Consider the following 22,672-nt stretch of genomic DNA (forward strand, 5'->3'; position numbering starts at 1 on the left):
TTCTTGACGACCATAGAGCATTGGAACCACCTGATCCCATCCCGAACTCAGCAGTGAAACGATGCATCGCCGATGGTAGTGTGGGGTTTCCCCATGTGAGAGTAGGTCATCGTCAAGATTAAATTCCGAAACCCCAATTGCGAAAGCAGTTGGGGTTTTGTTTTGGGCGGTCGAAAAGGCGCGCGCAAAGACTAGCCCGCAGCTTCGCTGCTATCCACCCCCCAACCACCCTTCGGTCAATTCAATACAAAGTGTTTCGGTATTTTTGGTAAGGTGCAGCAGCTTTTTCAGGGACGGCCTTTCAACCGCAGGATGCGGCATCACCCTTATTCAACGAGATGCTGTAGAAATGCCCGAAGCCATACCGATCAAAGACCACGAAAAAGAGCACCGCCTGGTCAACAAGCGCCTGCTGGCCTGCGCGATACTGGTGCTTGGCATCACCTGCGCCCTGGTCGCCCGCATGTATTTCCTGCAAGTCGTGGAGTTCGACTATCACTCCACCATCTCCGAAAACAACCGTGTCCACGTCCTGCCCATCACCCCGACCCGCGGCCTGATCTATGACCGTAACGGTGTGGTTCTGGCCGATAACCGTCCCAGTTACAACCTGACCATCACCCGCGAACGGGCTACCGACCTGAAAGGGGAGCTGGACTCGATCATCGCTCTGCTGCACCTGCCCCCCGAAGACCGCGCTGTATTCGACAAGGCCCTGAAGCAAGCGCGCCACCCGTTCGTGCCCGTGACGTTGTTCTATGAGTTGACTGAAGAACAGATCGCCATATTGGCCGTCAACGAATTCCGCCTGCCAGGCGTGGATGTCGAGCCGCAGTTCGTGCGGCACTACCCGCTGGGTGCACACTTTGCGCATTCCATTGGTTACGTGGGGCGCATCAACGAGAAAGAGTCCAAGGAGCTGGATTCGGTCGAATACCGTGGCACGCAATCGATTGGTAAAACCGGCATCGAGCGCTTCTATGAGTCGCAGTTGCACGGCCATGTGGGTTATGAAGAGGTCGAGACCAATGCCCAGGGGCGGGTCTTGCGGGTGCTCAAACATACCGATCCGGTTCCCGGCAAAAATATCGTCCTGAGCCTGGATATCAAGCTCCAGGAAGCCGCCGAAGAAGCCCTGGGCGACCGTCGCGGGTCAGTAGTAGCCCTCGACCCGCAAACCGGCGAAGTCCTGGCGATGGTCAGCAAACCCAGCTTTGACCCCAACTCGTTCGTCACCGGCATTAGTTTCAAGGAATATGCCGCGCTCCATGACTCCCTCGACCGGCCCTTGTTCAACCGCGTGTTGCGCGGGCTGTATGCGCCAGGCTCGACGATCAAGCCGGAAGTGGCCATCGCCGGTCTCGACAGTGGCGTGGTCACCGCGCAAACCCGGGTCTTCGACCCCGGCTACTACCAACTGCCGGACTTTGATCACAAGTACCGCAACTGGAACCACAGCGGTGATGGCTGGGTAGATATGGACGCCGCCATCATGCGTTCCAACGACACCTACTTCTACGACCTGGCCCACAAGCTGGGGATCGATCGCCTGCACGACTACATGGCCGAATTCGGTCTTGGCCAGAAAGTCTCCCTGGACATGTTCGAAGAGTCGGCCGGCCTGATGCCATCCCAGGCCTGGAAGCGTGCCACCCGGCGCCAGCCCTGGTTCCCGGGCGAAACCGTGATCCTCGGCATCGGCCAGGGCTATATGCAGGTCACCCCGTTGCAATTGGCCCAGGCCACCGCGCTGATCGCCAACAAGGGCGTGTGGAATCGTCCGCACCTGGCCAAGACCATCGACGGTGTGCCACCCGTGGACGAGAACCCGATGCCCAATGTCGTGCTCAAGAACCCCCGCGACTGGGATCAGGTCAACCACGGCATGCAAATGGTGATGCACGACCCGCGCGGGATTGCCCGGGCGTCGGCCGCCGGTGCGCAGTATCGGATCGCGGGCAAGAGTGGTACCGCGCAGGTGGTGGCAATCAAGCAGGGCGAGCGCTACAACCGCCTGAAGACTCGCGAGCGCAACCGCGACAACGCATTGTTCGTCGGCTTCGCCCCGGCTGAACACCCCAGGATCGTGATTTCAGTGATGATTGAAAACGGCGAGGCGGGCGGCCGGGTGGCAGGCCCGGTGGTGCGCCAGATCATGGATGCCTGGTTGCTCGATCAGCAAGGCCACCTGAAACCGCAGTACGCCACGCCGGCCAAGACATCGGGCGACCCTCGTGTCTAGCGCCAGTATCGTCAAGCCGTCTTGAGCGAGGTTCCACTGGGTAGATAAGCGATTGCATTTAGCCACAGCCTGCGCAGATAATGAGATGAATTATCATTAACGTGCTTGGCTGCCCGCGTGTCTACTCCTACCGATCCCAAGGTCCTTCTGGCAACGCTTTATGACGACAACCATCGCTGGTTGCGCGCCTGGTTGTATCGTCAGCTCAAGTGCCCGCAAGATGCCGCGGACCTGACACAGGACACGTTTATCCGCATTCTGGATGCGCGCCAGCTCCATCAACTCGATGAGCCCCGCGCGTTTCTCAGCACCGTGGCGCGCCGCTTGTTGTTCAGCTTCTGGCGACGCAAACGGTTGGAGCAGACCTACCTCGACAGCCTGGCGCAGTTGCCGCACGCCTACACCCCTTCGGAAGAAGACCTGGCCCTGGTGCGCGAAGCGCTGGAAAGCATCGATCGCCTGCTCAATGGCCTACCGCCGCGTGTCCGGCAGATCTTTATGCTCAATCGCCTCGAGGGCTTGTCGCAGCCCGTCATCGCCCAGCAGTTGAGCGTGTCGCTGGCCACGGTAGAGCGTGATCTGCGCCGGGCTTTCCTGCATTGCCTGGCCGAGTCGGCGGACCTGACATGAGCCGCCCCAAGGTGGACGCCACCACCCGCGCCGCCGTGGATTGGCTGCTACGCCTGGAGGCCGGGGCTGACGACCCCGCGCTGCGTCAAGCCTTCGAAGCCTGGCTGCGGGCCAACCCCCAGCACACTGTCGCCTGGCAGCGTGTGGGCAGTTTGCTGCAGCAGCCGATTGCTGATTTGCAGCGCGTCGAGGCCCGTAGCCCCGGCCAATTGCGCGCCGTTACCCAGGCCCTGGCGACGCCGGATTCCGAAGCGCGGCGCAAGGTACTGCGCGGTGGCCTGGCCCTGGTGTTGTTCGGTGTCAGCGGTGCGGCGATCTTTGACCGCGCCCAACCGCTCAATGGCCTGTGGGCCGACCGCCACACCGCCACCGGTGAGCGCAAGACTTTCGCCTTGGCCGATGGCAGCCGCCTGAGCCTCAATGCCCGCAGTTCGGTGGACATCCACTTCAGTGACAGCCGTCGCTTGGTGCGCCTGCGTGAGGGCCAAGTGTTCGTGGACGTCGCCGCCGACCCGCGCCGGCCGTTTGTGATCGCCACCGACCAGGGCGAAGTCCAGGCCCTGGGCACGCAATTCATGGTGCGCCAGGAGGCCACCGGCAGCCTGACCTCGGTGCAGTTGCACAGCGTCCAGGTCACCACGCTCGGCGGCAGCCAGCGCCGTGTAGAGGCGGGGGAGGCGGCATGGTTCAGCGATGTCGATGTGCGCCCGGTACCGCTCTCGGTACGCAGCCGCGCGGACTGGCGTGACGGCCGCGTGGATATCCGTGATGAGCCCCTGGGCCTGTTGATCGACGCCCTGCGGCCGTATCGCCGGGGCGTGTTGCGGGTCAGTGAGCAAGCCGCAAAAGTACGCGTCTATGGCGTGTACCCACTGGATGATCCGGCGCAAACCCTGGAGTCGCTGGCCCAGACCTTCCCCCTGCGCATCAGTCACTACGGCCCCTGGTTGACCCTGATAGACGTGCGTTGAGCCGACAATGGGAATTATTTTCACTGAGCGTGAGGGGGTCGCCGATCTCGCGAGTCAAGGTTAGGGAACGCCAACCTGACAATGAGCATCCTCACCCTATGGCACCCTTGATGATCCGTCCCTGCCTGTTGACCCTGGCCGTAACCCTGGCGGTGGTCGGCCACCCCGTGGCCGCCCTGGCCGATACGGCCGCCAGCACCCAGCAATATTTCAATCTGCCCGCTGCAGACCTCGGCGATAGCCTGAGCCGGCTGTCGCGGGAAAGCGGGCGCACGCTGTCGGTCAGCCCGGCCTTGCTGCAAGGCCGCCGCGCGCCGGCGCTGCAGGGCCAATACAGCCCTGAACAGGCCGCGCAACACTTGCTGGCCGGCAGCGGCCTGGGCCTGACCGTCACCGACAATGGCACCTGGAGCCTGTACCTGCTGCCCGAAGGCGGCGCCTTGAACCTTGGCGCCACCACCGTCACCGGCCTGGTAGCAGAAAATGCCTGGGGCCCGGTGGATGGCTATGTGGCCACCCGCAGCGCCACGGCCACCAAGACCGATACACCGATCCTGGAAATCCCGCAGACCGTCAACGTGGTCACCGCCGACCAGGTCAAGGTCCAGGGCGCACGCAACCTGACCCAGTCCTTGCGCTACACCCCAGGCGTCGATACCAACGGCTATACCGATCGCAACACCATCGCCGACGAGCTGACCAGCCGTGGCTTCGCGCCCACCTTGTTGTATCTCGATGGCGCCTATCTGCCTTACGCCGGCAGCCTCGGTGGCGCGCCGCAGATCGATCCCTACACCCTGGAACGCATTGAAGTGCTCAAGGGCCCGGCCTCAGTGCTGTTCGGGCAGAACCAGCCGGGCGGCATGATCAACCTGGTGTCCAAGCGGCCCACCACTGAGGCCCGGCACCAGGTCAAGTTTGGCCTGGGCAGTTACGACCGGGTCAATGGCGCCCTGGATTTCAGCGGCCCCCTCGATGAGGCAAAAACCTTGAGCTACCGCCTGATCGGCCTGGTCCGCGACGGTAACGAGATGGTCGACCATGCCACCGACAGCCGCACCTTGCTGGCCCCCAGCCTGACCTGGGCGCCCACGGATGACACTGCCCTGACGATCTATGCGCAGATCCAGCGTGACAAATCCCTGGCCGACTACCAGGCGTTACCGGCCATTGGCACCCTGTACCGCAACTCCAAGGGCCAGCACATCGACCGCGACACCTTCCTCGGCGACTCCGACTGGAACAACTACATTCGCGATCAGTATGTGCTGGGCTATGACTTCTCCCATGCCTTCAACGACAACCTGGAATATCGCCAGACCGCACGGTTTACCGACGTCAACGACCGCTACAAAGGTTTCTACCTGAACCGCTTCGTCGAACTGCCCGATGGCAGCACCGATGACACCCGCGCCAGCCGCACCAAGCTCGACTGGCGCCAACACAACAGCGCCTACACCCTCGATAACAACCTGCAGGCCAAGTTCGCCACCGGTGCCCTGGAACACACCTTGCTGGTGGGCTTCGATCACCGCGAGTTCACCCGTAAATATCAGGGCTACAACCTCTCCGGCGCAGAAATCATCGACCTCTACAAACCGTCCAACTACCACACCTTTGGCCAGCCGCAACTGACCACCAAGTGGAACAACACGGTCAAGCAGACCGGCCTGTATGCCCAGGACCAGATCAAGTTCGACCGTTTCATCCTCACCATGGGCCTGCGTGAAGACTGGGCCGAAGTGATCAATCGCGACCTGCTGGACCACAGCACGGTGTCGCAGAAAGACAAGCAACTCACGCGTCGCGTCGGCCTGACTTACCTCACCGACTTCGGCCTGGCGCCCTACGTCAGTTATGCCGAGTCGTTTCTGCCCAGCGTCGGCCGGCTGGCCCCGGAGCGTGGCGGCGGCGCCTATAAACCGGTGGAAGGCGAGCAGTATGAGGCGGGCCTCAAATACCAGCCCAACGACCAGTCGCTGCTGACCTTGTCGGTGTTCCAGATCAAACAGAAAAACGTCCTGACCGGCGATCTGGTCTATCGCGAATACCAGTTGCAGGAAGGCGAAGTGCGCTCGCGGGGCGTGGAATTTGAAGGCAAGGCCCGGTTTGGCCAGGTGGAGTTGATCAGTGCGCTGTCGTACCTGGACGTGATCTATACCAAGAGCAACTACGGCGAAGAGGGTAACCGCAGCGAGGCGCAGGCGCCTTGGAGCGCCAGTACCTGGGCCGACTACCACTTTGCCGGCGATACCCTGGCCGGCCTGACCGTAGGCGGTGGTGCGCGGTATACCGGGAAGAAGTACGGCGACTCGGCCAACACCTTCAAGACCCCGTCGTTCGTGGTCTTTGACGCCACCATCAGCTACGACCTGAGCCGCGTCAGCCCCACATTCAAGGGTGCCGAAGCCAGCCTCAACGTGCAGAACCTGTTTGACCGCGAGTACGTCTCGTCCTGCAACTACTCCTTTGGTTGCTATTACGGCCAGGAGCGCACTGCGTCCCTGGCCGTGTCCTACGATTGGTGAGCTACTTGATCACCACCGGGTTCACCGGCGCGCCGCTGCCACCGACAATCTTCAACGGCGCGGCGGTGTAGAGGAACTTCCACTGGCCGTCGTCGGCACAATCGGCGGCCAGATCCTCCAGCAGCACGATCTCGGTAAAGGCGATGCCGAGGTTGCGCATCAGCGCGCAATGCAACGGAATCTGCACCCCCGACACCGGATCGGTGATCACTTCGTTAGCGATGGTATCGGTCACCAGGTTGGGGATTTCCATGGCGTGGAACCACTCCACCAGTTCCCGGCTGTAGGTCAGGCCGGGCTCCACCAGGTCCTTGAAAAACTCGGTCTTGCCATACTCGTAGAAGGCGCCCATGGAGCCGGTACGGATGATCAGGATGTCGCGCTTTTCGATGGTCACGCCCTGGGCCTTGGCGGCGGCCAGCAAGTCCAGGTGGTTGAAGGTTTCGCCACGGCCCAGGTATTTCTTGCCGCGATGGCGGGCCATGTCGATCAGCACCGCGCGCCCGACCACGCCGCGCTCGGCAATCGCCAGCACACTGGCCTTGGCCATGCCGCCGACGGTGCTCATGGCGTCGTAGCCGTTCCACAGTTGATTGTCGTACCAGGCATGCCCGAGGGCGTCGTACTGGGTCGAGCCTTGCAGCTGCATGAAGATCACATCGTCGCAATACGCCGCGCCGCCGGTCATTTCGGGTTGCTTGCCGAAGTGGTAGTGGCTGTGATCCAGGGTGTTGAAGCGCATCGACGGGTTGCGCGCGGGCCACATCGGGTCGCCGCCCGGATGGCCGATCTGCACTTGCAGGGTGAAGGTCTTGCCCTGGCGCACCGCGGCCACGCCGCGCAGCACTTCGGTTTCGGTCAGGTAATTGAGGGCGCCGACTTCATCGTCCGGTCCCCATTTACCCCAGTTCTTTGGCAGGCCTTCGAGTAGCTGCTTGGTGCTCGGTTCGTTCTTGTTATGTAAGTCGCACATATCGACTCCGATCCCTTTGGTCGTTGAGTTACACGCAGCGCCCACCGTCGACTTCAAGGCAGGTGCCGGTGATAAAGGCCGCTTCGTCCGAGGCCAGGTACAGGCAGGCATTGGCCACGTCTTGCGGGGTGGAAAAACGTCCCAGGGGGATGGTTGCCATGAACTTCTGACGGTTTTGCGGGGTGTCCGGCACGCCCATGAACTCACTGAGCAACGCGGTTGCGCCGACCACCGGGTTCACGCAATTGACGCGGATATTGTCCGGCCCCAGCTCCGCCGCCATGGTCTTGCTCATGACCACCACCGCGCCCTTGCTGCCGTTATACCAGACCAGTCCCGGGCGTGGGCGGATCGCGGCGGTCGAGGCAATATTGACGAACACGCCGGCGCCCTGGCCGCGAAAGTGCGGCACAAAATGCCTGGCGCTGAGGTAGATGCTTTTGACGTTGACCGCAAACACCCGGTCGAACTCGGCCTCGTCCACCTCCAGCATTGGCCGGTTGCGGTGGGTGGTGCCGGCGTTGTTGATGACGATATCCAGCCCGCCGAATTGCTCCAGGGTCGCGCGCAGCAGCGCGCCCACGCTTTCGTCGTTGGCCACATTGACCTCGACGAAATGGGCATGGCCGCCGGTGGCGGCGATCTCATTGACCACCCGCTGGCCGCCGGTGGCGTTCATGTCGGCGACGATAACCCGCGCACCCTGTTGGGCGAAGGTCTTGGCGATCCCTTCACCAAAGCCGGAACCGGCACCAGTGACGATGGCAACTTTGTTTGCTAGACGCATGGAGTGTGCTCCTTTCTTGTTGTTGTAATGGCTTAGCCGTGTTTGATCGCAATGGTCTTCAAGGTGGTAAAGCCCAGCAGGGCCTCGAAGCCTTTTTCCCGGCCATAACCGCTGGCCTTGACGCCGCCGAAGGGCAGTTCAACCCCGCCGCCGGCCCCGTAGTTATTGATAAATACCTGGCCACAGCGCAGCTTGCGCGCCAGGCGCATTTGCCGTGCGCCGTCGCGGGTCCATACGCCGGCGACCAGGCCGAACTCGGTGCCGTTGGCCAGGCGGATCGCCTCGGCTTCCTCGTCGAAAGGCATCACGGCCAACACCGGGCCGAAGACTTCCTCCCGGGCCAGGCGGCTGTCGGGCGGCACGTCGCGAAACAGCACCGCTTCCTGGAAGTAACCACCACTGCCGGCCTCGGCCACCACCTGGCCGCGCGCGGCCACCGTGATGCCGGCCTGTTCGGCCTCGCGCACGAACTCACGTACCTGGCGTTGCTGCTTCTGGTTGATCAGTGGGCCCATGTCCAGGTCCAGCGCCGAAGGCCCGGTGCGCAGTTCGCGAAAACGCTGGCTGAGTTGCTCCACCAGCGCCTCATAAATGCTGCGCTCCACCAGCAGCCGGCTGCCCGCCGAACAGGTCTGCCCGCAGTTCTGCACAATGGCGTTGACCAGCACCGGCAAGGCTTGCTCCAGGTCGGCATCGGCGAATACCAGCTGCGGTGATTTCCCGCCCAGTTCCAGGGTCACCGGGCAGTGCCGTTCAGCGGCGGCCTTGGACACCGCCGTGCCGGTCAGGGTGGAACCGGTAAACGAGATGTGATCGATACCCGGGTGGCTGCACAACGCCGCGCCAGCCTCGTAGCCATAGCCGGTCACCACATTGATCGCACCGGCCGGGAAGCCCACTTCGGCGGCAATCTGCGCCAGGCGCAGCAACGACAGGCTGGCATCCTCGGCCGGCTTGACCACACAGGCGTTGCCCGCCGCCAGGGACGCACCGACGCTGCGGCCGAAGATCTGCATCGGGTAGTTCCACGGGATGATATGCCCGGTTACCCCATGGGGCTCGCGCACCGTCAGCACCGTGTAGCCGTTCTGATAAGGCAGGGTCTCGCCGTGCAACTTGTCGGCCGCGCCAGCGTAGTACTCGAAATAACGGGCGAGGGCGGTGGCATCGGCCCGCGCGACTTTCAGCGCCTTGCCAGTGTCCCGCGCCTCGATCTGCGCCAGTTCTTCGTGATGCTCCAGCACCGCCGCGCCAAGCCTGGCCAGCAGGCGGCTGCGCTCCAGGGCCGACAACGTGCCCCACGGGCCATCGAAGGTTTCGCCTACGGCCAGGCGCGCGGCGCGGACGGCGGCGTCCACATCGGCAGCGGTGCCCCGGGCGATGCTGGAGTAGGTTTCGCCGCTGCTGGGATCGATCACCGGGATGTCTTCCAGGGACGTCGAGGCTTGCCATTGGTTGGCGATGTAATGTGCGTTGATCATGTTCAGCTCCTGTTCCCGGCGATGCATTCGGCGATGGCCACGCCCACTTCGATCGTACTGGCGCTGCCGCCCATTTCCCGGGTGCGCGGGCCTTGCGCAAGCACCGTTTCGATGGCCGAGACAATCGCTGCTGCGGCCTGCTGGTACAGCGGGTCGCCATTGCCCAGGTGCTCGATCATCAACGCAGCCGACCAGATCTGCCCGATGGGGTTGGCCACGCCCAGCCCGGCAATGTCCGGCGCCGAACCGTGTACCGGCTCGAACAGCGACGGGTAGCGCCGCTCGGGGTTGAGGTTGGCCGAGGGGGCAATGCCGATGGTGCCGGTGCAGGCCGGGCCGAGGTCGGAGAGGATGTCGCCAAACAGGTTGGAGGCCACCACCACATCGAACCAGTCCGGGTGCTGCACAAAGTGTGCGCACAGTATGTCGATGTGGAATTTGGCGCTCTTGACGTCCGGGTAGCGCTGGGCGATCAGGTTCACCCGCTCGTCCCAGAACGGCATGGTGATGGAAATGCCGTTGGATTTGGTGGCGGCCACGAGGTGCTTGCGTGGTCGCTGCTGGGCGAGTTTGAAGGCGTAGTCCACCACCCGGTCCACGCCTTCGCGGGAGAAGATCGACTCCTGCACCGCGATCTCGCGCGGCGTGCCTTCCCACATCCGCCCGCCGACGCTGGAGTACTCGCCCTCGGTGTTTTCGCGCACCACGATAAAGTCGATATCCCCCGGCACACGGCCGGCAAGCGGGCAGGGCACGCCGGGCATCAGGCGTACCGGGCGGATGTTGACGTACTGGTCGAACTGGCGGCGGATCTTGAGCAGTGACTCCCACACCGCCGTATGGTCGGCGATGATGTCCGGGGCACCCACGGCGCCGAAGAAGATCGCATCATGGCTGCCGATCTGCTCGGCCCAGTCGTCCGGCATCATGGTGCCGTGGGCCAGGTAGTGCTCGCTGCACCAGGCAAAGTGATCGAACTCAAAGGCAATCCCGAAGCGCCGGCTGACGGCCTCCAGTACGCGCAGGCCTTCGGGCACCACCTCGCGGCCGATACCGTCGCCGGGAATCACCGCAATACGATGGCGGGTGCTGGTCGTGGAATTGGACACGCCGTGTCTCCTGTTTTTGTTGTTGTCAGTGAGGCGGGGACATTCTTGGCACAGGTGCAACGGTGGGGGAATTGCTGATTACGGAAGCGGCCTTCGCAAAAATCGAAGGCCAGTGATCAGTCGCAGTGGCAGGCAACCAGGTAGTCGAATAACGCCAGGCTCGTCGGAGACGGCTGTTGCTGGCGCATGCAAAGGTACATCTGGCGATCGGCCCAAGGGTCGTCGATTTCGATAAAGCGCAAGGCCATCTCCTTGCGAAAGATCTGCACCGCGCCCTGGGGCAACACGCCAACCCCTTGCCCGGCGGCAATCAGCCGGCACACCGCTTCAAAGCTGCGTACCTGCACCCGCAGACGCAGCGGCATGCCAATCGCGGCGGCGGCTTCGGTGATCAGCGCGGTGATGGCGGCGTTATCCTCTAGGCCCACAAAGTCATAGCCCAGCAAATCGGCAAAGCGCGCATGGCGCATCTTGAACGGATGATCATCGGGCACCAGCAGGCACAGGCGGTCCTGGCAGTACGGGGCAAAGCGCAAGTCCTCGCCGCCCGGCTGGGTGGTGACGATGCCCACATCGGCCACGCCATCGCGCACCGCCTGCAGGATTTCGCGGCTGCGCTCTTCGCGGATATCCAGGCGGATGCCGGGGTGCAGAGCGTTCCACTGGGTCAGTTGGCGGGGCAGTTGCTGGCTCATCGCCGAACTGTTGGCATACAGGCACACGCGGCCGGTGGCGCCCTTGGCGTAGTCCGCGAGGTCAGCGTGCATCACATCCACTGCGCGCAAAATCGCCAACCCATGCTCGGCCAACACCTCGCCGGCCGCCGTGGGCGAGACGCCAGTGGAGGAGCGGTGCAACAGGGCGACCTTGAAATGCTGCTCGAGCAACGACAGGCGCCGGCTCGCCGCTGACAGCGAGAGGTGCGACTGCTCGGCCGCCCGGGACAGGCTGCCGAGCTTGACCGTCTTGAGGAACAGCTCGATGGAGGTGAGATCGGGGGCCATGCCAGAGTCCTTGTGCGCGGTCTGTGAAAACTACGCAGTTGGGACAGGACTGTCCAATCGTCTGATACAACGTTGGAGGCGCCGCCGATCCCTTGTGGGAGCTGTCGAGCCCTGGCGAGGCTGCGATGGCGGCGGCATTGCCAGCATTGATGGTGACTGACCCACCGCCATCGCAGCCTCGCCGGGGCTCGACAGCTCCCAGCTTTAAACTTTGCTGCCTTGAGTAAAGTGCCGGTTAGAACTCGATGCTCGCCGACAGCTTGGCCACCCGTGGGTCGCCCTGGGTCAGGTAGCCGCCCATTGCCGACTCCCAGTATTTGGTATTGGCCACATTGTCCACGTTCAGCCCCAGGGTGACGCTGCGCTGGTCCACTTTGAAGTTGTAGCGTGCGCCCAGGTCAAAGCGGTTCCAGGCCGGCAGGCTGAGGTTGTTGGAGGCATCCACGTACTGCCCGCCGGTACGCAACATGCGCCCGCTGAGGGTCACGCCTTGCAGGCCAGGCACATCCCATTCCACACCGGCATTGAGCTGGAACGACGGCACGCCAATCGCGCGGTTGCCGTCGTTGGCGCCGTTCTGGGTGCCCTTGAGCTCGGTTTTCATCACCGTCGCACCGCCGAGCAAGCGCAGGCCGGCCAGCGGTTCGCCGAATACGTTGAGCTCTACGCCTTTGTTGATTTGCTCGCCTTCACGCACGAAGCGTGCAGTGGTGGCATCGATGATCTGGGTGTAGCCGGCGCCGGGCTGCTCGATGCGATACACGCCCAGGGTCGCGCCGTAGGTGCCCATGTCAACCTTGACCCCGGCCTCGATCTGCTTGGAGCGTGCCGGCGCGAACGCCTGGCCACCGCCAATCACCGTACGCCCAGAGGAGTTAACCGGCGAAACAGGCCCCTTGGCCAAACCTTCAATCCGATTGGCATACAGCGACACATGCTCCCAAGGCTTGAACACAATGCCGTACACCGGTGTGGTGATCGACTGATCGTAGTTGGCCGTGCGGCTGCCGCTCATATAGTTGTAGCCCTGCACCACCATTTGCTGATGGCGCAGGCCCAGGGTGACCAACAAGCGATCATCGATAAAACCAACGGTGTCGGACACCGCCGCGCTGCGCATGAAGGTCTTGGCGGTGATGGTCGGGTCGCTGAAGTCGGTGCCAGGGGTATTGCGCGGGCTGTTCAGGCGCGGTTCGGCGCCGGTTACCGGGTGGTAGATATTGGTGCTGGTCTTGGCGCTGTCGAACACATAGGCGTTGCGCGCCTCGGTCCAGATCCCGGCCAGGCCGAAATTCAGGCGGTGGCTCACCGGCCCGGTCTGGAAATTGCCCTTCAAGCCGGCCATGGCGCTGCTGTTGTCTTCTTCGTGGGCGATGGTCGAGGCGCTGGTCTGGGCATTGCCCAGGTTGTCGTTGACGGTCACCGAGGAATACCGGCCCATCTCCCGGGTATGCTTGGCACCGCCCGCCGCGTAGGCGGTCCAGTTGTCGTTCAGGTCGTACTCGGCGCGCAGCATGCCCAGGGTGTCTTCAATATTGGTTGCGCTCCAGCGCGGCGCGTAGTTGGTGTCGGCGGAAGGGGCGTCGGGTACGTGGGTCACCAGGGGGCCGAGGAACACCGAGTTGCGCCCGCCATTGACGCGCTGCTTCTGATACGCGAAATCCCCCGACAGGCGCAATGCATCACCACGGTAATCCAGGCCGACGGCAAACAGCTTGGAGCGCTGGTTCTCATTGTCGGTGGCGGTATCGCCTTCACGCTGGGACAGGTTCACCCGCGCCCCAAAACGATTGTCTTCGCCAAAACGCTGGCCGAGATCCAGGTGCTGGCCAATCCGGCCTTCGCTACTGATATCGGTGCTGAAGCGGCGCAGCGGCACGTCGTCGGCGCGCTTGGGTTGCAGGTTCACGCCGCCGCCGATACCGGAGCCGGAGGGCGTTACCCCGTTGATAAAGGCGTTGGGGCCCTTGAACACTTCCACCCGTTCCAGGGCGTCGGTGGACATGATCTGCCTGGGCAGGATGCCGTACAGACCGTTGTAGGAAATGTCGTCGCCATTCAGTGGCAGGCCACGAATCACGAACAATTGCGACTGGTTGGCGTAACCCGAGGCCTGGCGCACGGACGAGTCGTTGAGCAGTACATCGCCCACCGTCTCGGCCTGTTGGTCGCGAATCAGTTGTTCGGTGTAGGAGGCCATGCTGAACGGCACGTCCATGATGTCCTGGTTGCCCAAGACCCCCAACTGCCCGCCGCGTGCGACCTGGCCGCCGGCGTACACCGGGGGCAGGGCGCCGGGGATGATGGATTCGGCGCTGATGCTGGTTGCCCCCAGTTCCAGGGCCTGGCCATTGCTCGCATCCTGCGGGGTTTGTTGGGGGGCGCTGTGGACAGCAAAGCTCAGGGAGCAGCACAGGGCGAGCAGGGTCGGGCGAAACGGCACGGCGAGTCGGGTACAAGTGGGCATGGTCGATCCGGACGGCGAAGCGTCAATGTGAGGAAGGGGGCAACAACGTTGCGCTTCCTCGCTGCGCGAATACGACTCCGGTGCAAATGATAATAAATGCTAAATGATATTTCACAAACTGATTTGTGATGTATGACTTTTCTGAAGGGCAAAAAATTTCTATTAAGGCCTGATGGCGGATGCCGAGTAGAATCGCGCCCTGAAAGCGATTCCTGAGGTGCGGCAAGGTGGATTTACAGCAGGGTTTTGTCCTGACCCGGCATTGGCACGACACCCCGGCGGGCACGCAGGTCAGCTTCTGGCTGGCGACCGACCAGGGGCCGCGGTATATCCGTCTACCGGTGCAGCCTTCGGTGATGTTTATTCCGCTGGCCCATCGCGAGCACGCGCAACGGGTGCTCAAGGGCGAGCGCGACGTGGAACTGCGCCCGCTGCAACTGTGTGACTTCCACCATCGCCCGGTCCTGGGCCTCTACACCCGCCAGCATCGCCAGGCGATGGACCTGGAAAAACGCCTGCGCCAGGCCGGCGTGGATGTCTACGAAGGCGATGTGCGCCCGCCCGAGCGCTATATGATGGAGCGCTTCATCACCGCACCGGTGGCATTTGGCGGCACGCCCGGCGAGGGCGGGATGTTGCTGGAGGCGCAGATGAAGCCCGCGCCCGACTACCGCCCGGCGTTGAAGCTGGTGTCGCTGGATATCGAAACCACCGCGCGCGGCGAGCTGTATTCCATCGCTCTGGAAGGCTGCGGCGAGCGCCAGGTGTATATGCTCGGCCCGCCGAACAAAACCTGCGCGGTGGATTTCAAGCTCGAATACTGCGACAGCCGCGCCCAACTGCTGGAGCGCCTCAACCAGTGGCTGGCGCAATACGACCCCGACGCGATCATCGGCTGGAACCTGGTGCAGTTCGACCTGCGGGTCCTCCACGAGCATGCCCAACGCCTTAACGTGCCATTGCTGCTTGGCCGTGGCGGCGAGGCTATGGCCTGGCGCGAGCACGGCAGTCGCCACCATTTCTTCGCCGCCGCTGCCGGGCGGTTGATCATCGATGGCATCGAGGCCTTGCGCTCGGCGACCTGGACTTTTGAGTCATTCAGCCTGGAAAACGTCGCCCAGACCCTGCTGGGCGAAGGCAAGTCGATCGCAACGCCGTATCAGCGCATGGACGAGATCAACCGCATGTTCGCCGAGGACAAGCCCGCCCTGGCGCGCTACAACCTCAAGGACTGCGAGTTGGTGACGCGGATTTTCGAGAAAACCGAGTTGCTCAAGTTCCTTCTGGAGCGGGCCAGCGTCACCGGCCTGCCTGCAGATCGCAACGGTGGTTCGGTGGCGGCGTTCACCCATTTGTACATGCCGCTGATGCATCGCCAGGGCTTTGTCGCGCCCAACCTGGGGGACAAACCGCCCCAGGCCAGCCCCGGCGGTTTTGTCATGGACTCGCGGCCGGGGCTGTACGAGTCGGTGCTGGTGCTGGACTACAAAAGCCTTTATCCGTCGATCATTCGCAGCTTCCTGATCGACCCCGTGGGCCTGATCGAAGGCCTGCGCCATCCTGACGACAGCGAGTCGGTGGAAGGCTTTCGCGGCGCGCGCTTTTCCCGCACCCGGCATTGCCTGCCGGCCATTGTGGCGCGGGTCTCCGAAGGCCGCGAAGTGGCCAAGCGCGAGCACAACGCGCCGTTGTCCCAGGCCCTGAAGATCATCATGAATGCCTTCTACGGCGTGCTCGGCTCCAGCGGCTGTCGGTTCTTCGACACGCGGCTGGCGTCGTCGATCACCCTGCGCGGCCACCAGATCATGCGCCAGACCCGCGAACTGGTCGAAGCCCAGGGTTATGAGGTGATCTATGGCGACACCGACTCCACCTTTGTCTGGCTCGGCAGTGCCCATTCCCAGGAGGACGCCGCGCGCATCGGCCAGGACCTGGTGCAACACGTCAACCAATGGTGGCGCGAGCGCCTGCACAGCGAATTCGGCCTGCAAAGCGCCCTCGAACTGCAATACGAAACCCACTTCAGCCGCTTCCTGATGCCGACCATCCGCGGTGCGGAAGAGGGCAGCAAGAAGCGCTATGCAGGCCTTGTGACCCGCGCCGATGGCAGTGAAGAAATGATCTACAAAGGCCTGGAAACCGTGCGCAGCGACTGGTCGCCCCTGGCCCGCCAGTTCCAGCAGGAGCTGTACCAGCGCATCTTCCATCGCCAGCCCCACCAGGATTACGTGCGTGACTACGTGCGCCGCACCCTCAGCGGCGAGTTCGATGAGCTGCTGATCTACCGCAAGCGCCTGCGCCGGCAACTGGGCGACTACGAACGCAACGTGCCGCCCCATGTACGGGCTGCGCGCCTGGCGGATGAATACAACGACCGCCAGGGCCGCCCGCGCCAGTACCAGAACGGTGGCTGGATTCGCTACGTGATCACCGTCAACGGCCCCGAGCCCCTGGAAGTACGCCAGGCGCCGATTGACTACGACCACTACGTCACCCGGCAATTGCAGCCGGTGGCCGATGCGATCCTGCCGTTTGTCGATGATGATTTCAGCACCCTGGTCGGTGGTCAGATGGGCTTGTTTTAACCCCTGGAACACGTTTCACTCTGGACGCTGAATCTCCAGGAGGAAGGCCCATGTACACACTCTACGGTACGCAAAGCTCTGGCTCATGCATCGTCGAAATCGCCTTGCAACGTTGCGGCGTGCCGTGGCAGCAGGTCGATGCCAGCCCCTGGGGCGATGCGGCGGGGATGGAGGCCCTCGGGCAGATCAACCCGCTGCGGCAAATCCCCACCCTGCAACTGCCCGACGGCAGCGTGTTGACGGAGAGCGCGGCGATCCTGATCCACCTGGGCCTGGCGTATCCGGCCAGCGGATTGCTGTCCGGCAACCGCGCGCAGATCATTCGCGGCCTGGTGTATATCGCCGCCAACTGCTACTCGGCAATCACCATCATCGACTACCCCCAGCGCTTTCTCGACGACGCCGACGAGGCGGTACAGGCGCAACTGATCGCAGGTACCCAGCAGAAACTGCACCGCACCTGGCAGTTGTTTGCCGAGCAATTTGCCGGGCAACTTTTTACCCCGCAGGGCCTGCCCAATGCCTTGGGCATCATGGCGGCGGCCGTGTCCCGCTGGGAGGGTGCGCGCGACGTCCTGCAACACTCCCACCCCGCGTGCGCCCAGGCCCTGGCGCAGGTGGATGCCGACCCGCAGGTGGCCCCGGTGTTCGCCTGGCACTGGCCGGATTGGCCCGGGCAGTGAGCCTTGGCAATCAGAAGAAACAATGAGCCCCGAAGCGCCTCAAGCCCTTGCGTCGCGGGCGTCCTGGCCTACTCTTTCTGATAGTCGCGTAGGAATCATCCTTGAAATTGACTGTCGCAGACATGAAACTCAAAAACTCTGCATGGAATTGGAAGGAGGTACGCATGCTCGTCCGGTCGCTGACCCTGGCTACCTTGATGGCGTTTACGGGGCCGTTGTTGGCTGCGGATAACCGAGGCCCGCTGGAACAGGATCAAGGCAAATTCCGCCCGCTGATCGTGATTGCACCCAGCTCCATCGACCCGACTCAGGTCCAGCTCAAGAAAGACCTTGAACAGCCTGAGAACAAACAGAAGTTCACCGAGCGCAACATGGTGCTCTACACCGTGAACTACACGAGCATCGGCACCGTCGGCCAGCGTGACGGCAAGGACCTCGGCGCCCAGGACACCAACGCGCTGATCCGCGCCCTGAAGCTTGGCGCCAGTGCCGGCACCAAAGTGATCCTGGTGGGCAAGGACGGCGAGAAGAAAGTCGAAAAGACCGTGCCCCCCGATACCCTTGACCTTGCAGAGTTCTTTGCGGCTGTCGACAAGATGCCCATGGCAGAAAAAGAAGCCGCCGCCCCCGCCGAGCCGGAACCCGCCGCCCCGGCAGCGGGCAAACCTGGCGCCAAAGCCAAGCCTGGCAAGCACGCGCCGCAACCACTGGAAGATTGATGCTCCTCGCTGGCGCCTACAGGGGAGGTGCCAGCGAACCCTACAAGCTGTATGCCACTTGCAGGCATTGCGCCATGAAGCATATGATAACCGTTATCATTTACGGCCTACCTTCTGCGCGCACCCTCCATGCCCCCGAACCCTGCGACAAGCCCTACTGACCTGGCCACCCTGTATCAGCAGCAACACCGCTGGCTGCAGCACTGGCTGTGGCGTCGCCTGAACTGCTCGCAGAGCGCCGCCGACCTGGCCCAGGATACATTCCTGCGCCTGCTGGCCAAGAACCAACCCCTGGAAGTCCAGGCGCCTCGCAGCTTTCTGGCGAAGGTCGCACAGAGCGTGTTGTCCAATCACTTTCGTCGGCAGAAGCTGGAAAAGGCCTACCTGCAAGCCCTGGCGCTGTTGCCCGAAGAGGTCGCCCCCAGCGCCGAGACGCAATGGCTACTCCTGGAAACCCTGATGGCTCTCGACGAAGTGCTCAGCCGCCTGGCATTGCCGGTGCGCCAGGCCTTCCTCTGGTCGCAGCTCGACGGCTTGAGCCACGGCGAGATTGCCGAGCGCCTGGGCACCAGCATCACCACGGTCAAGCGCTACATCGTCAAGGCCGGTGCGCAGTGCATTGTGCTCGACAGCCAGCGCCCATGAATCCCTCGCCCCTGACCCTGGACGCCGCCGAGCAGGCCATGCACTGGCAGTTGGAGTTACAGGCGCCGGATGTCACCGAACAGACCCGCGCGCAATGGCTGGCGTGGCGCCAGCAGGACCCGCTCAACGAGCAGGCATGGCAGTATTCCCAGCGATTTTTCCAGCGTATGCACGAGGTGCGCGACCCGGCGCACCAGGCGCTGGTCAGCGCCACCCTGTTGCCGGCGATGTCCCGGCGCCGGGTGCTGAAAAATCTGGCCCTGTTGCTGGCCGCCGGCAGTGTGGCATGGACCGCCCGGGACGCCGGCCTGCTGCAACCCTGGACCAGCGATTTCAGCACCTCGGTCGGTGAGCAATGGCGCATCGACCTGGCAGACAACAGCCAAATCCAGCTCAACACCGACACCGCTGTCGATGTGAACTACGGCCCCGACCAGCGCCAGATCCACCTGTTGCGCGGGGAGATCCTGGTGTTGCCCAACCCGCTGGACAGCCGCCCGCTGTGGGTGAAAACCGCCGAAGGCCTGACCCACGCCACGGGCGGGCGCTTCAGCGTGCGCCAGCGCGATGGTTTTACTCAGTTGGGGGCCGACCAGCAGCCACTGGCGGCGCAGATTCCAGCGCGCAACCTGAGCCTGTCGCCCGGCGAAATCATCAGCTTTGACCCGCAGACCCTGCTGGCGCGGCGCTCCCAGCGCGCCGGCGAACTGGCCTGGAGCCGCGGCATGATCGTCGCCGACGGCCTGCGCCTGGAAGACTTCCTCAATGAATTGAGCCGCTACCGGCGCGGGCATCTGGACTGTGATCCGAGCGTGCGCGAACTGCGCGTGTCTGGCACCTATCCACTGGCCGACACCGACCGCATTCTGGTGGCGCTGCAACAGACCCTCAAGCTGGATGTGCAGCATTTCACGCGGTACTGGGTCACGCTGAAACCGCGTCGGGCACAGGTATGAATTTATTTTGCATGCCTGTGGTCCGTTTCCCAATCTCACGAGACTTATATCCCCAGACACTCACTTATCTGGGGAACAGGGCATGCACCCGCAACGCACCATCCGGGCAACACTGAAAAAATCACTGGCCGTGGCCGTCGTCCGTGGCATCGCCAGCTTCGGCGTGGCTGCGCCGTTGTTGCTGGCGCCGGCCTGGGCAATGGCCGCGTCACAGCAGGAATTCGATATCGCCCCAGGCTCACTGGCCGGCGCGTTGAACCAGTTTGGCCAGGCCACGCAGATCCTGCTGTCCTATCCGGCCGCCCTCACGCAAGGGCAGACCAGCCCGGGCCTGCAAGGGCGGCATGACCTCGACAGCGGCCTGGCGATCCTGCTCAGCAACAGCTCGCTGCAAGCCGTGCGTGGCAGTGGCGATAACTACTCCCTGGAGCCCCGGCCTACCGACGGCGCATTGCAACTGGGCACCGTGTCGATCTCCGGCAAGGCGCCGGGGTCGACCACCGAAGGCACCGGTTCCTACACCACGCAGTCGTCCAGCAGCTCCACGCGCCTGAACCTGACGCCCAGGGAAACCCCGCAATCGCTGACCGTCATGACCCGCCAGCGCCTGGATGACCAGCGCCTGACCAACCTGTCCGATACCCTGGATGCCACCCCCGGCATCATCGTATTGCGTGATGGCCTGGGTTCGGAAAGCGATAGCTATTTCTCCCGGGGTTTCCAGATCCAGAACTTCGAAATCGACGGCGTGCCCACCGTCACGCGCATGGACAACTACACCCAGAGCATGGCGATGTACGACCGGGTGGAAGTGGTGCGCGGCGCCACCGGTTTGATCAGCGGCATGGGCAACCCCTCGGCCACCATCAACCTGATCCGCAAGCGCCCGACGGCCGAGGCGCGGGCCAGCGTCACCGCTGAAGCGGGCAACTGGGACCGCTACGGCAGTGGCCTGGACGTGTCCGGCCCGCTGACCGAAACCGGCAATGTGCGCGGGCGCCTGGTGGCCGACTACAAGAGCGAACATGCCTGGGTCGACCGCTACAAGCAGCAAACCCAGTTGCTGTACGGCATCACGGAATTCGACTTGAGCGAAGACACCTTGCTGACCCTGGGTTTCAGCTACCTGCGTACCGACGTGGATGCCCCGGCGCGTTCCGGTTTGCCCACGCGCTTTACCGACGGTTCGCGCAGCAACCTCAGCCGTTCCCTGAATACCGCACCGGCCTGGTCCTATAACGACCATGAACAGACCAGTTTCTTTACCTCCATCGAACAGAAGTTCGACAGTGGCTGGAGCGCCAAGGCCGAGTTCACCCATTCGCAAAACAAGTTCGATGAGGTGTTCAACTACGTCAATGGCAGCCTCAACAGCGATGGCAGCGGCACCACGCAGTTGCCGGTGCGCTTCTCCGGTACGCCGCGCCAGGACAACCTCGACCTGTACGCCACCGGCCCGTTCAGCCTGCTGGGCCGCGAGCACGAGTTGATCGCCGGCGTGACCCTGTCCAAGTACAAGGAAAACGTGCCCAGCCATGGCGGCTGGGACTACGCGTATTCCGGTTCCCCGGCGGGCGCCATCGACAACCTGTTCAACTGGGACGGGCACTCGACCAAGCCGGACTTCCCGGTGACCGGCAAATCCTCGGTGGATGAAAGCCAGTACGCCGCCTACCTGAGCACGCGCCTGCGCATGACCGACGACCTGAGCGTGATCCTCGGCAGCCGGGTCATCGACTGGAAGCGCGAAACCGCAGACAGCCCCTATGGCGGCGTCGCCACCCGCACCGATGAATCGGAGACCGGCGTGTACATTCCCTACGCCGGTGTGGTCTACGACCTGACCGACAACTGGTCGGCCTACGCCAGCTACACCAAGATCTTCAATCCCCAGGCCAGTTGGGTGCGCGATATCAACAACAAGGCCCTGGAACCTATGGAAGGCAAGGGCTATGAGCTTGGCTTGAAGGGCAGCTTCTTCGACGAGCAGTTGAACACCAGCCTGGCGCTGTTCAAGCTGGAGCAGGACAACCTGGCGATCTGGATCGACACCCCGGGCGGCAACACCTACCGCAACGAGAAGGGCACCACCACCGAGGGCGTCGAGCTGGAACTCAACGGTCAATTGGCGGAAGGCTGGCAAGCCTCTGCGGGCTATGCCTATGCGGTCAGTACCGATGCCGACGACAAACGCATCGTCACCACCTTGCCCCGCCAGAGCCTGAAGACCTTCACCACCTACCGCCTGCCGGGCGCGTTGAACAAAGTGACCGTGGGGGGCGGGGTGAACTGGCAGAGCAAAGTCGGTGAAGACCTGCACACGTTCAGCCAGGGCAGCTACGCCATCACCAACCTGCTACTGCGCTATGACGTGACACCGCAGTTGAGCACCTCGGTCAACCTCAACAACCTGTTTGACCGCGAGTACTTCAGCTATGCCGGCAACCACGGGATGTACGGCGCACCGCGCAACCTGATGACCAGCGTCAAATACGATTTCTAGACCCACCCATGACCCCCTGTGGGAGCTGGTTCAGGCACCATTTCTGCCAGCTGACACACCGCCATCGCAGGCAAGCCAGCTCCTACATTTGATTTGTGGTGTGGCACAAATCCTATGCCCAACAGAGATCCCTTGTAGGAGCGGGCTTGCCCGCGATAGCGGTGGTTCAGGCACCATTTCTGCTAGCTGATACACCGCCATCGCAGGCAAGCCAGCTCCTACATTTGAACTGCGGTGTGGCAAAAATCCTAAGCCCAACTGAGATCCCTTGTAGGAGCGGGCTTGCCCGCGATAGCGGTAGTTCAGGCACCATTTCCACTAGCTGACACACCGCCATCGCAGGCAAGCCAGCTCCTACATTTGATCTGCGGTGTGGCAAAAATCCTATG

Annotated in this window: 16 protein-coding genes and 1 rRNA gene; 11 read left to right on the top strand and 6 right to left on the bottom strand. The window is 63.0% G+C overall.

All coding sequences use genetic code 11. The annotated features are described in order from the left end of the window. The first annotated feature begins 2 nt into the window (after nt 1–2). From rrf to HBO12_RS26210, 5 genes are all read left to right on the top strand, one after another. Nucleotides 3–118 (top strand): 5S ribosomal RNA (gene rrf / locus HBO12_RS26190). 231 nt (nt 119–349) lie between these two features. Next, nucleotides 350–2,242 (top strand): penicillin-binding protein 2, encoded by a 1,893-nt coding sequence (gene mrdA / locus HBO12_RS26195; protein ID WP_169957315.1) that lies wholly within the window; start codon nt 350–352, stop codon nt 2,240–2,242. Nucleotides 2,243–2,359: 117 nt separating this feature from the next. Continuing rightward, nucleotides 2,360–2,872, top strand: a complete 513-nt coding sequence (locus tag HBO12_RS26200; protein ID WP_057439140.1) for a sigma-70 family RNA polymerase sigma factor — start codon at nt 2,360–2,362, stop codon at nt 2,870–2,872. Beyond that, nucleotides 2,869–3,843 (top strand): FecR family protein, encoded by a 975-nt coding sequence (locus HBO12_RS26205; RefSeq protein ID WP_170043682.1) that lies wholly within the window; start codon nt 2,869–2,871, stop codon nt 3,841–3,843. Before HBO12_RS26200 ends, HBO12_RS26205 begins: the two co-directional genes overlap by 4 nt. Nucleotides 3,844–3,953: 110 nt before the next feature. Beyond that, a complete protein-coding gene (locus tag HBO12_RS26210; RefSeq protein ID WP_262377084.1) occupies nt 3,954–6,371 on the top strand; it encodes a TonB-dependent siderophore receptor in 2,418 nt (805 codons plus the stop codon). A gap of 1 nt (nt 6,372) precedes the next feature. Here the strand turns inward: HBO12_RS26210 and HBO12_RS26215 are convergent, their stop codons facing one another. From HBO12_RS26215 to HBO12_RS26240, 6 genes are all read right to left on the bottom strand, one after another. Next, nucleotides 6,373–7,344, bottom strand: coding sequence for a cyclase family protein (locus HBO12_RS26215; RefSeq protein ID WP_169957320.1), 972 nt, complete (start codon nt 7,342–7,344; stop codon nt 6,373–6,375). Between the two features lie 28 nt (nt 7,345–7,372). Next, the gene (locus tag HBO12_RS26220) at nt 7,373–8,131 is read right to left on the bottom strand and encodes an SDR family oxidoreductase (RefSeq protein WP_169957322.1); all 759 of its coding nucleotides are present in this window, start codon (nt 8,129–8,131) and stop codon (nt 7,373–7,375) included. Between the two features lie 32 nt (nt 8,132–8,163). After that, nucleotides 8,164–9,612, bottom strand: coding sequence for an aldehyde dehydrogenase family protein (locus HBO12_RS26225; RefSeq protein WP_170043684.1), 1,449 nt, complete (start codon nt 9,610–9,612; stop codon nt 8,164–8,166). 2 nt (nt 9,613–9,614) lie between these two features. Continuing rightward, a complete protein-coding gene (locus HBO12_RS26230; RefSeq protein WP_169957325.1) occupies nt 9,615–10,721 on the bottom strand; it encodes a tartrate dehydrogenase in 1,107 nt (368 codons plus the stop codon). A 116-nt stretch (nt 10,722–10,837) separates the two neighbouring features. Next, nucleotides 10,838–11,725, bottom strand: a complete 888-nt coding sequence (locus HBO12_RS26235) for a LysR family transcriptional regulator (RefSeq protein WP_169957327.1) — start codon at nt 11,723–11,725, stop codon at nt 10,838–10,840. A 235-nt stretch (nt 11,726–11,960) separates the two neighbouring features. Next, nucleotides 11,961–14,192, bottom strand: a complete 2,232-nt coding sequence (locus tag HBO12_RS26240; protein ID WP_170043685.1) for a TonB-dependent receptor — start codon at nt 14,190–14,192, stop codon at nt 11,961–11,963. Between the two features lie 227 nt (nt 14,193–14,419). Here HBO12_RS26240 and HBO12_RS26245 point away from each other — a divergent pair, with 227 nt between their 5' ends. The 6 genes from HBO12_RS26245 to HBO12_RS26270 all read left to right on the top strand — a co-directional run bounded on the left by HBO12_RS26245 (nt 14,420) and on the right by HBO12_RS26270 (nt 22,283). Continuing rightward, nucleotides 14,420–16,777 (top strand): DNA polymerase II, encoded by a 2,358-nt coding sequence (locus tag HBO12_RS26245; protein ID WP_170043686.1) that lies wholly within the window; start codon nt 14,420–14,422, stop codon nt 16,775–16,777. Nucleotides 16,778–16,827: 50 nt separating this feature from the next. Then, nucleotides 16,828–17,460, top strand: coding sequence for a glutathione S-transferase N-terminal domain-containing protein (locus tag HBO12_RS26250; protein ID WP_169954794.1), 633 nt, complete (start codon nt 16,828–16,830; stop codon nt 17,458–17,460). Nucleotides 17,461–17,624: 164 nt separating this feature from the next. Next, complete coding sequence (locus tag HBO12_RS26255; RefSeq protein WP_032862995.1) at nt 17,625–18,179, top strand: DUF4174 domain-containing protein; 555 nt, start codon at nt 17,625–17,627, stop codon at nt 18,177–18,179. Nucleotides 18,180–18,308: 129 nt separating this feature from the next. Further along, the gene (locus HBO12_RS26260) at nt 18,309–18,824 is read left to right on the top strand and encodes a sigma-70 family RNA polymerase sigma factor (RefSeq protein ID WP_169954793.1); all 516 of its coding nucleotides are present in this window, start codon (nt 18,309–18,311) and stop codon (nt 18,822–18,824) included. After that, on the top strand, nt 18,821–19,780 hold the full coding sequence (locus HBO12_RS26265) for a FecR domain-containing protein (protein ID WP_170043687.1): 960 nt from the start codon (nt 18,821–18,823) through the stop codon (nt 19,778–19,780). Before HBO12_RS26260 ends, HBO12_RS26265 begins: the two co-directional genes overlap by 4 nt. Before the next feature lie 82 nt (nt 19,781–19,862). Then, nucleotides 19,863–22,283, top strand: a complete 2,421-nt coding sequence (locus tag HBO12_RS26270; protein ID WP_170043688.1) for a TonB-dependent siderophore receptor — start codon at nt 19,863–19,865, stop codon at nt 22,281–22,283. Nucleotides 22,284–22,672: the final 389 nt, after the last annotated feature.

It is taken from the genome of Pseudomonas sp. WS 5059 (genome assembly GCF_012985525.1).
In the GTDB taxonomy this organism is placed as follows: Bacteria; Pseudomonadota; Gammaproteobacteria; order Pseudomonadales; family Pseudomonadaceae; genus Aquipseudomonas.

Excerpts from the sequence above, each read along its gene's own strand:
- HBO12_RS26235 (WP_169957327.1), bottom strand. The coding sequence starts at position 11,725 with ATGGCCCCCGATCTCACCTCCATCGAGCTGTTCCTCAAGACGGTCAAG.
- HBO12_RS26220 (WP_169957322.1), bottom strand. The coding sequence starts at position 8,131 with ATGCGTCTAGCAAACAAAGTTGCCATCGTCACTGGTGCCGGTTCCGGC.
- HBO12_RS26270 (WP_170043688.1), top strand. The coding sequence starts at position 19,863 with ATGCACCCGCAACGCACCATCCGGGCAACACTGAAAAAATCACTGGCC.
- HBO12_RS26265 (WP_170043687.1), top strand. The coding sequence starts at position 18,821 with ATGAATCCCTCGCCCCTGACCCTGGACGCCGCCGAGCAGGCCATGCAC.
- HBO12_RS26210 (WP_262377084.1), top strand. The coding sequence starts at position 3,954 with ATGATCCGTCCCTGCCTGTTGACCCTGGCCGTAACCCTGGCGGTGGTC.
- HBO12_RS26260 (WP_169954793.1), top strand. The coding sequence starts at position 18,309 with ATGCCCCCGAACCCTGCGACAAGCCCTACTGACCTGGCCACCCTGTAT.
- HBO12_RS26255 (WP_032862995.1), top strand. The coding sequence starts at position 17,625 with ATGCTCGTCCGGTCGCTGACCCTGGCTACCTTGATGGCGTTTACGGGG.
- HBO12_RS26205 (WP_170043682.1), top strand. The coding sequence starts at position 2,869 with ATGAGCCGCCCCAAGGTGGACGCCACCACCCGCGCCGCCGTGGATTGG.
- mrdA (WP_169957315.1), top strand. The coding sequence starts at position 350 with ATGCCCGAAGCCATACCGATCAAAGACCACGAAAAAGAGCACCGCCTG.
- HBO12_RS26250 (WP_169954794.1), top strand. The coding sequence starts at position 16,828 with ATGTACACACTCTACGGTACGCAAAGCTCTGGCTCATGCATCGTCGAA.
- HBO12_RS26215 (WP_169957320.1), bottom strand. The coding sequence starts at position 7,344 with ATGTGCGACTTACATAACAAGAACGAACCGAGCACCAAGCAGCTACTC.
- HBO12_RS26240 (WP_170043685.1), bottom strand. The coding sequence starts at position 14,192 with ATGCCCACTTGTACCCGACTCGCCGTGCCGTTTCGCCCGACCCTGCTC.
- HBO12_RS26225 (WP_170043684.1), bottom strand. The coding sequence starts at position 9,612 with ATGATCAACGCACATTACATCGCCAACCAATGGCAAGCCTCGACGTCC.